The 9097-nt window shown below is 61.9% G+C and carries 9 protein-coding genes; 3 read left to right on the top strand and 6 right to left on the bottom strand.

What is annotated here, in order from left to right; translation table 11 throughout:
- The 5 genes from JJE47_13575 to JJE47_13555 form a co-directional block, all read right to left on the bottom strand.
- Positions 1–570: hypothetical protein (locus tag JJE47_13575; GenBank protein ID MBK5268453.1), on the bottom strand; the 570-nt coding region annotated here is incomplete at its 3' end.
- Entirely contained in the window at positions 567–1244 is a 678-nt protein-coding gene (locus JJE47_13570; GenBank protein ID MBK5268452.1) for a response regulator transcription factor, read from the bottom strand. The genes JJE47_13570 and JJE47_13575, both read right to left, overlap by 4 nt.
- A 172-nt stretch (positions 1245–1416) precedes the next feature.
- Positions 1417–2580, bottom strand: coding sequence for an ABC transporter permease (locus tag JJE47_13565; GenBank protein MBK5268451.1), 1164 nt, complete (start codon positions 2578–2580; stop codon positions 1417–1419).
- Positions 2577–3755 (bottom strand): ABC transporter permease, encoded by a 1179-nt coding sequence (locus JJE47_13560; GenBank protein MBK5268450.1) that lies wholly within the window; start codon positions 3753–3755, stop codon positions 2577–2579. The genes JJE47_13565 and JJE47_13560 overlap by 4 nt, the downstream gene beginning before the upstream one ends.
- Before the next feature lies 1 nt (position 3756).
- Positions 3757–4701, bottom strand: a complete 945-nt coding sequence (locus tag JJE47_13555) for an ABC transporter ATP-binding protein (protein ID MBK5268449.1) — start codon at positions 4699–4701, stop codon at positions 3757–3759.
- A gap of 114 nt (positions 4702–4815) precedes the next feature.
- On the opposite strand from JJE47_13555, the gene JJE47_13550 reads away from it, so the two are divergent.
- Both JJE47_13550 and JJE47_13545 read left to right on the top strand, forming a co-directional pair.
- The gene (locus tag JJE47_13550) at positions 4816–5931 is read left to right on the top strand and encodes an MFS transporter (protein ID MBK5268448.1); all 1116 of its coding nucleotides are present in this window, start codon (positions 4816–4818) and stop codon (positions 5929–5931) included.
- Between the two features lie 127 nt (positions 5932–6058).
- On the top strand, positions 6059–7237 hold the full coding sequence (locus tag JJE47_13545) for an MFS transporter (GenBank protein MBK5268447.1): 1179 nt from the start codon (positions 6059–6061) through the stop codon (positions 7235–7237).
- On the opposite strand, the gene JJE47_13540 is transcribed toward JJE47_13545, so the two are convergent.
- Positions 7234–7410 carry a hypothetical protein gene (locus JJE47_13540; GenBank protein ID MBK5268446.1) on the bottom strand — a complete coding sequence of 59 codons (177 nt, stop codon included), beginning with the start codon at positions 7408–7410 and terminating at the stop codon, positions 7234–7236. The two genes, JJE47_13545 and JJE47_13540, sit on opposite strands and share 4 nt — an antisense overlap.
- Positions 7411–7723: 313 nt before the next feature.
- Here JJE47_13540 and JJE47_13535 point away from each other — a divergent pair.
- A partial coding sequence (locus tag JJE47_13535; protein ID MBK5268445.1) for a right-handed parallel beta-helix repeat-containing protein occupies positions 7724–9097 on the top strand: 1374 nt, incomplete at its 3' end.

Here is a 9097-nt window from a genome sequence, read left to right as displayed (position 1 = left end):
TGCGACGTTCTCGGCGGCGGCCGCCAGCGATCCCATCGGCCGGAGTGAGGCGGCGGCGAGTCCCGAAGCGATCAGCCCGGCGACCGCCGCTCCGATAAGCCCGATGATGACAAACTGTCCTTGAATACGATTGAGAAACTCTTGCTGCTCGAGCAGGTTCTCCGCCAGCATGAGTCCGCCCCCGTTCTCCAATGGAACGGTGATGATCCGGTAGGCGCCCCCGGCGGTTTGTTCGGTGTGGATGACCGACGGCAGGCCGTTCCTGATGGCTGCGATGTCGATGTCGCTGACATGAAGTGGTTCTTCTATGCCGTAGGTGAGGAGCGGGGTGCCGAGATTGTCGATAACCTGGATTGGCTGATTGGGACCGAACAGGCCGCGCAACGGAGGGTTGTCGGGTTGACCGGAACCAAACCCCGAGCGGAGTCGCTCGGCGCGGGCGCTGAGCTGGCGATCGGCGTCCTTTTCGATTTCATGAACCGTTGAAATGAAGGCGATCGCTGCCACCAGCAGCATGCAGACCGCCACCGATCCGGCGACGAGAAGGGCGATGCGACTGCGAAGATTCATGAGCGCAGGACGTAGCCCACACCGCGTACGGTGTGGATGAGCCGGCCGGCGTCGTTGTCTTCGGTCTTTCGTCTGAGATAGCCGATATATACGTCAAGCGAATTCGATGAGGTCTCGAAGTCGTAGCCCCAGATCCGGTCGTAGATGACATCGCGGGTCAGAACGATCTCAGAATTGCTCAAGAGCAGTTCGAGGAGGTCGAATTCGGTCTTGGTCAGGTCCAGTTCATGGTCGCCACGCTTGACGACGCGGGTGGACAGGTTCATGGTGAGGGAGTCATAGCTGAGTTCGTCGTTGTCTCCCTCCACCGGCTCGTTCCGCCGCAAGAGGGCGCGTAGGCGGGCGAGGAGCTCTTCAAGCGCGTATGGCTTGGGCAAATAGTCGTCCGCGCCTGCGTCGAGGCCGGCCACACGATCGGAGACGTCCTGGCGGGCGGTCAACATGAGGATCGGCGTTTGGATGCCTTTCGAACGCATCCGCCGACATGCGGTGAGTCCGTCAATATGGGGCATCATGATGTCGAGCACGATGACGTCTGGCTCGGCAGTGCCGACCGCCTCGAGGGCCTCGGCGCCATCGAACGCAAGCACCACGTCGTAACCCTCGAACTTCAGGGCTCTTGACAGCGCGGTACGAACGCCTTCATCATCTTCAGCGATCAGGACGGTACTCATGTGGGATCAGTTTACGACGGTTCGGTTCAATACCCGATGAGCTGATCCTAAGAACGGACTAAAACCTCAGGTCCGCTGGTTGGTTTGGCAAAGCGCACCAACCAGCCACCGCGAGTGGATCCGGCGATGAGTCCGCCGTGTGGAGCGCTCGTCGCTCCACAGCTGACGGTGGTCATCCGGCCTGATTGATGACCCGGCGCATCCGCCACGAGGCGATGGCCATGAGGACGAACGCAAAGCCGGCCAGTGCCCCCAGCTGGGGAAGGATATCGACCAATGATGCATCATGGCGCACCAGTTCTGCGAAGGCGTCGTTGGCCCAGTAATGCGGAGTGAACCGGGCGATCCGTAGAAGCGTGTCGCTGAACAGTTCGATCGGCAGCATCGACCCTCCCACGGCGGCCAGCCCGATGCCAGCCACAATGGCCACCCCCCCGGCCTGTTGATCGTTTCGGAACAGTGCCCCAAAGAGCATTGCTGCACCGGCGCCGACGGCCGCGAACAGGACCAGGGTGCCGGCGGCGCCCAGTGGGTCGCCCCAGCCCACCCCGAACAGGAGCGTCGTGGCCGCCATGATGTAGATGCCTTGCACGAACACGATGACGAACCTGCCCAGAGCCTCGCCGGCCAAGATGGTACGTACCGACGTCGGGGTGCCGGCCATCCGGGTGGTCATGCCGAGATGGCGACTTTGAATTAGGGCCGCAGAGCCCGTGAGGCCGGTGAGGAACATGAACAAGACGAGTTGGCTCGATGCCCCGATGTCGAACTGGCCCATTGATGCCGGAAACAGGGACTCTCCCTCCACGATCGTTTCGACGGTCAGATTCGGGATCGTCGGTGCTACTGCGGCTGCGGCAGTTGCTGCAGCGGTCGAGTCGGCCCCCTTGGATACGGCGAATCGAACCGCCATTTCTTGTTCGGCTGCGCCTGCCACGGCTTCGCTGACGACTACCTGAAGTTGGGGTCCCACCCCGTCGGGGCGAGAAATGAACCCAACGTTGCCGATGCCGCCAGATGCAAGTGCCGAATCAAGGTCAGCTGGGATCGATGCCCCGGCCGATAAGTTGCCACGCTCAACGGCCAGCAGCAGTTCGTCCTCGGTATCGAACTCGATCACGGTGATGCTTTCCTCTGCTTTAATCCGGGCTGTGATGTCTGCGGCGACCGGTCCGTCACCAGCGGCTACTCCAAGCCGGGGTGAGAAGTCGCCGCCGAATTGTGCGCCGATGAGCATGACGATTCCGATCGGCAACACGAATACGAAGAAGACCGTCGATCGATCTCGAAGAAAACGCAACAGGGCGACCCGGGCGATGGCGAGTACTTTTCTCATGGCTTCAGCATCTTTCCGGTTGTGTAGAGGCCGATTGAGCCAGCCACCGCGGCGATACCGATGAGAACGAAGAAGGCGGGTAGCGCAGCGCTGATTCCGCCTCCGGCCAGCTCACCCAGGCCCCGCATGAACCAGGCGTTGGGCGTCACGAGCGACAGCTTGCCGAGTAATCCTTCCTGGGTGATCGGGAAGAACGTACCGCCAAGCATGCCCATCGTGACAGCCACGATCGACTGGAGGTTTCCGGCCTGCTCGGCGGTCTTGGCAAAAGCACCAACAAACGTCATGAGCGCCACGACGGCCAACACGGCGCCGGCCACCAACAGCGCCACACCTATAGGCGCTCCCCATTCGGCGCCCATGATCAACGTCGACGTAACCACCAGAACGGTCATCGATACGAGACCGATCAAGACGCTGGCGATGGACTTGCCGATCGTGATCGACTTGCGGTTGATCGGCGCCGCCAGGAGTCGCATGAGCGTGCCTTCCCGTCGTTCCTCAAGCATGGACGTCACAGCCATTCCGGCGATGAAGAACAAGAAGAAGATCGACAGGCCGGCAACGAAATAGGTCGCCGAGTCGATCTGTCGCGTGGCTGCTTCGACGGTGCCGATTTCGATTGCCGCCGGGGCGGTGCCCGCCTCACCAGCGGCCGCGATGGAGTCCTGGGGCAGGAGCACGCCCGTTGCCAATGCTGTCGCCACGGAGAGGTTGGCGGTTCTCACCCCGAGGCCGAACTGTTCGGCGATCGAAGAGGCCACCTGGGTCGTAGTGGGAGCGTCGACATTGCCGACCACCTCGATGGTGGCGTCTGCGCCTCCGAGGACGCTGCCCGAAAGTCCTGCCGGGAGGATGAATGATGCCCCGACGTCGCCTTCGTCTGCCGCGGTTCGTGCCGCGTCTGCCGAGTCGAAGACGGTGACCTTTAATAGGCCGTCGGATGCGATCGAATCGAGTACTCCCGCGAAGGCTTCACCGATCGGCCCGCCGTCGAGGTTGGCCACTCCCACATCGAAAGTGATGGTCTCTCCGACGTCGCTGATGCCGGCCCCGAACACCAGATTGAAGATGAACGCCAACGCCAGCGGAGCCACGAGTCCGATGATGAAGATGGAACGGTCCCTGGCCCGTAATGCCAGATCGTTCTTGGCGATGGTCCAGGCGTGGCGCATGTCAGTCTCGGAGCGCCTTGCCGGTCAAATGCAGGAAGACTGCCTCGAGATCGGGTTCCTCGACGGTGACCGACGATACGCCCGACCCGTGGGTGGTCAGAACTCGCATCGCTTCGGGAAGCGCCGCCCCGGCGTCACTCACCAACATGTCCAGTGAATCATCTGTTGGTGAGACGCTGTCCACTCCAACGAGGCCCCGCAGATCGGCCAGTGTCGCGTCGTCGACCCCCGTGGCGGTGATGCGGATGCGGTCTCGTTGGCCGATCAACTCGATGAGTTCCCGGCGAGTGCCTTCGGCCTTGATCTCACCCTGGTCGATGATCCCGACTCGATCACACAGTCGTTCGGCTTCTTCCATGTAATGGGTCGTGTACAGCACGGCCATGCCTTCGGACGACAGGTGTTCGACGGATTCGAGGATGGCATTACGAGACTGGGGGTCCACGCCGACGGTTGGCTCATCGAGTACGAGCAGCTTGGGCCGATGAAGGAGTCCGATGCCGATATTCAGGCGTCGTTTCATCCCACCCGAGTATTCCGACGAGCGGTCATTGGCCCGGTCGGACAGGCCGACCACTTCGAGCACCTCGTCGATTCGTTTCGACAGCTCGGCCTTCGGCATCGAATAGAGGCGGCCGAAGAACCGCAGGTTCTCGCGGGCAGTCAGGTCCGGGTAAATGGCCAGGTCCTGGGGGACCAGGCCGATCTCCTGTTTGGGAGCCAGCGTGGTGGTGGTCATCGATTGGCCGTCCAACAACACCTCGCCGCCGTCGCGCTGGAGCAGGCCACTCACCATAGAAATCGAGGTCGTCTTGCCGGCGCCGTTCGGCCCGAGCAACCCGTAGGTCTCGCCGGCGCCGATATGAAACGAAACGCCGCGGACCGCGTGGATGTCACCGAAAGACTTCTTGAGTCCTGTTGCCTCAAGCACCCGTCCGTTGTTCATGTGGAGCCTCCTGCCGACATGGCTTCTAAGTATGCCCGAATCGGATCATCCGTGAGAAGGATTGGACTCGCTAGCCGGGTAGGACGCCGTTCACGTTTGGACCATACTGGTAGCGTGTTTACGCCCACCCGCCTCGCCTATGCCGTTCGGCCCAACGCTCCGCTCTCGGTGGTGGCGGCGGCGGTGGCGCTGGCCGCCATGTTTGCCGCCACGCCTTTTCTGATTCCGGCGATCGCTGGACGCTATGGCGTGTCGGAAGGTTCAGCCGGTCTGATTTCAGTCACCCAGGTGGCGATGTTCGCCCTATTCAGCTTCGCCCTTCCCAAATTGACGGTTCCCTCGGGAGGCTTGCTGAGGACTGCTGCCGCTTTCTTTCTGGCTGTGAACCTCGCCAGCGCGTTTATGTCGGTGTTTTGGATACTCATTGGCCTGCGACTTGTCGCGGGTGCCGCCGCCGGGACCATTACCTGGATCGTGTGGGCCGAAGCGATGGGCGATCGGCGATCCATGGCGTCGATTTCGGCGACTGGTCCCTTGACCGCCTTCCTTGGCTCTCCGATTCTGGCGCTGGTCGCCGCACACGGCGACCGGTGGGTCTACGGGTTGCTGACGGTGATCGCGATACCTGCGGTGGTAATGAAGGTCGGCACGGTTCGGGTACCGGAGCGAAAGGGTCGGGTCAGTAGGTCGCGTTCAAACCGGGTCTTGCTGTTCGCGCTCTTCCTGCTGTCGATGGCGGGTTCGAGCTTGTTCGTCTTTACGGCTACTGCTGCGGTGAGTCTGCTCTCGATAACCCCGACCGCCGTGTCGTTCGGGTACAGCCTCAACGCGGCGGCGGGTCTCGTGGGGGCACGCTTGGCTTCTCGGCATCGGCGGCCGGGATGGTGGCTCGCCAGCACCGGTCCGGCGGCGGTCATTTGCATCCTGGGCGGAAGTCCGGTCTGGTACTTCTTCGGAATGGCGTGGTGGGGTTTCGCCTTCTGGATGGGGGTTCCCGGTGTCCTGCAAATGCTTTCGGATCGGTCGTTGGATCCGGCCGAACGGGCCGGCGATGCCCAGGCGTTCATGGCGATGGGGAGGTCCTTCGGACCCTTGGTCGGAGCAGGGTTCGTCGACGCCGGTGCGTACGCATCGTTGGCGGTCGCGGCGGGGGTCGGTCTGGCAGTATCGGGGGCCACGGTTATCGGGGTACAAGAGGGTCGTCATCGTCTCCCGCCGACTCCGTTGTAATGGTTCCGGAGACTGGTCACGGCGGTCGACAGTCAGTAGCTACTTATCGGAATCGTTGGCCGGGGAGCGGGTTCGGTAGAGTCCCGGGACCGCACCGGGAGGGCAACAAATCGGGGTCGAACCCACTGTGATCGAAGAGACCGGGGACGAGTTCGAGACCGGCCGGATCGCCACGATCGCGGGCGGGCATGCGGTGCACGACACCTTCACCGCCTTTCTTCCACCGCTCCTGCCCCGTTTCATCGAAACCCTGGCGTTGTCGAATACGGCCGTCGGGATGTTGTCGGCGTTCATTCAACTACCGTCGCTACTCCAGGCGTTCATCGGGCATCTGGCCGACCGCACTGCTTTGCGGTGGATCGTGGTGGCGGCACCTGGCGTGACGGCGACGGCGATGAGTCTGCTGGGTTGGGCGCCCGGTTACCCGGTGCTGGCTCTGATGCTGTTGGTCGCCGGGGTGAGCGTTGCCGCCTTTCATGCGACCGCACCCGTGGCGATCGGCTATCTCTCTGGCCATCGTTTGGGCAGGGGCATGGGGTATTGGATGGTGGGAGGTGAACTCGGTCGCACGCTCGGTCCGTTGGTGGTGGTCAGCGCTCTGGCCGTGATGTCGCTGCGGTCGATGGCCTTCCTGGCGTTGGCGGGGATTGCCACGTCGGTGGTCCTTCACGTTCGCCTGCGTGACGTACCGTTGCGAAGCCGGGGCGACAGCGAACCAATCCATTGGCGAACCGCGGTCCACGCCATGCGGGGCGTGATGCTGGTGCTGGCGGGTCTGGTGGCGTTGCGCAGCATGATGATGATGGCCACGACCCTTTTTCTGCCGGTGTTCCTCACCGAGGAGGGCAGCAACCTGTGGGTAGCCGGTGCGGCCCTGTCCATTGTGGAGGCGGCCGGAGTGGTCGGAGCCTTCTCAGGTGGATGGATCAGCGATCGAGTAGGCCGGCGCGCGGTGCTGGCGTTCAGTCATGTGGCGGCCCCCATCTCGCTTGTGCTGTTTATGGCGGCCGATGGTTGGGTCAGAATCGCCTTGCTCCCGATTGTTGGCCTGACTCTGCTGGCGATCCAACCGGTGCTGCTGGCGCTCGTTCAGGAACAGTTCCCCGACAGTCGGGCTCTTGCCAATGGGGTCTATCTGTCGATCAATTTCGCAATCCGGTCGATTGCGGCGGTGGCCTATGGGGCGGTCGGTGATGCGTTTGGTCTATCGACGGCGATGCTGATTGGCGCCATTGCGATGTTCGCCGGCCTACCACTGATCTGGTTGCTTCCGAGGGACCGAAGAGCGCAGCCGGTGGTGCTTTAGGCGACGAGCACGTCGTGTTCGGCGATCGATTCGGAAGAGAAGCAGACAAGCGAGTGGCCGTATTCGTCCTCGGTCATCGTGAAGACGGTGACCGTGTCCTGGCCCCACAGCACGACTTCTCCCACGTAGGTTGCAAATAGATCGCCATCTCTGACGATGAATCGATGAGTCATGTCGTCATCCCCACTTTTTTGTCGGTTGCCTATGTATCGACGGATCTAGTGGGTGAGCTGAGGTCCATTCCGAACCAACACCAGATGACTAGTTACTGGATGGATCAGGCTAGATGGCCACGCAAAGTGGTTTCGTGACGCCGTATTAAGGGGGATGACGTCAAACGAGTGATTGGTGGCTTCCAGTGGCCAGGTTTGGAGGCCGCAGGAAATCCCGGTTTGGGGCTCTCCGTCGCTCTGGATGGTTGGTAGGGTCGAAAGTACCAATTTTGAATATTCAATTGGCTAGGGGATTCTGGGAAAGGGCTCATTCATGTCTGATCGCGCAGCGAGTATCCGTGTCCAATCGGTACTACTTGTTTTTCTAATGGTGGCGACCCTCCTGGCAGCCCCACCTCCGGCGGGAGCGCAGGAGGGCCCGGCATTTGACGTCGATAATCGTGGCGGCTGTAGCGACGAGGGCGGTGCGCCGTACTGCACGATCCAGGCGGCGGTGGACGCGGCACTGGGTGAGCGGGTGACGATCACGGTGGCGCCGGGCATTTACCCCGAGTCGGTGACTATCGGCGCCGGAATGACGTTGGTCGGGGCCGGGGCGAATCAGACGCTCATCGACGGGCGGGATTCCGTCGGAGCTGCAGTTGTGGAGGTGTCTGGCGATGCCACGATTCGCGATATCGCAGTCGCCGGGGGGCCCGATTTGGGAGAGGTTGGCGGAATCAGGGTGCCTTCACCCATTGAGGGATCCGCGGATGTTCTGCTCGACACCGTGTGGGTGCATGACAATGCGGGCCTTGGTGTCGATGTCAGCGGGTCATCGACGGTCAGAATCGTCGACAGCACGGTCGGTCCGAACAATGGCCAGGGCGGAGTTTCAGCCTCGGTGTACCAGGGCCCCAGTTATGGCGTGGCCATCAGCAACACGACGATATCCGGGAATGGAGGCTCAGGGCTCATCGCCGACTCCGGTGATGTACTGATCGACTTCGTAACCATCACCGGAAACGGAACCGGTGTTGCCGTTGGTGTCGAGGGGAACCCTCGCATCCATCTTCGGAATAGTGTGGTGGCCAACAACGCCACCGATTGTGCCGCTTCCCCACCGATCATCTCGGAAGGCAACAACGTGATCGGCGTGGATAATTCCCCGAGCTGTGCGGCATGGCTGGAATCGGACCAGGTTGGACCTTCGCCCGACATGGAGGGGACGCTCGTCGATGCCAAGCTTGGCCCACTGGCCGACAACGGTGGCACGACGCTGACCCACTGGCTCCTGCCGGGTAGTCCGGCCCTCGGCCGGGTTGGTGCCTCGATTTCGGATTTCCTGTCAAGTCCGTATCAACTGAACAGTAGTGCGTCCACTAGCTTTCCCGAGTTTGGGCCATCGTCCGTCGTGCTCACTCCCTCGGAGCTTTACCAGGTGGGTTCGGCTTTCCGGTCAGAACCCGTTCGCCCCGATCGCAACTTCACCATGGACTTCACGTTCAGCATCACGGGTTCGGCTGGCGGTGGCGCCGATGGACTTACCTTCGTCATCGCCGACTCGCCGACCAGTTTGGGCGACGTGGGTGGCGGTCTTGGCATCGGTAATCTAACCGATTCCGTCGCCGTCGAGTTCGACACTTGGAACAACGGACTCCCGGATTACGGAGACCCCAACGAAAACCACATGGGCATCGACCTCTCC

The organism is Acidimicrobiia bacterium (assembly GCA_016650365.1).
GTDB lineage: Bacteria > Actinomycetota > Acidimicrobiia > Spongiisociales > JAENVV01 > JAENVV01.
Note: the sequence above shows the minus strand (reverse complement) of the source record. Positions and strands in the feature narration are given on the sequence as shown.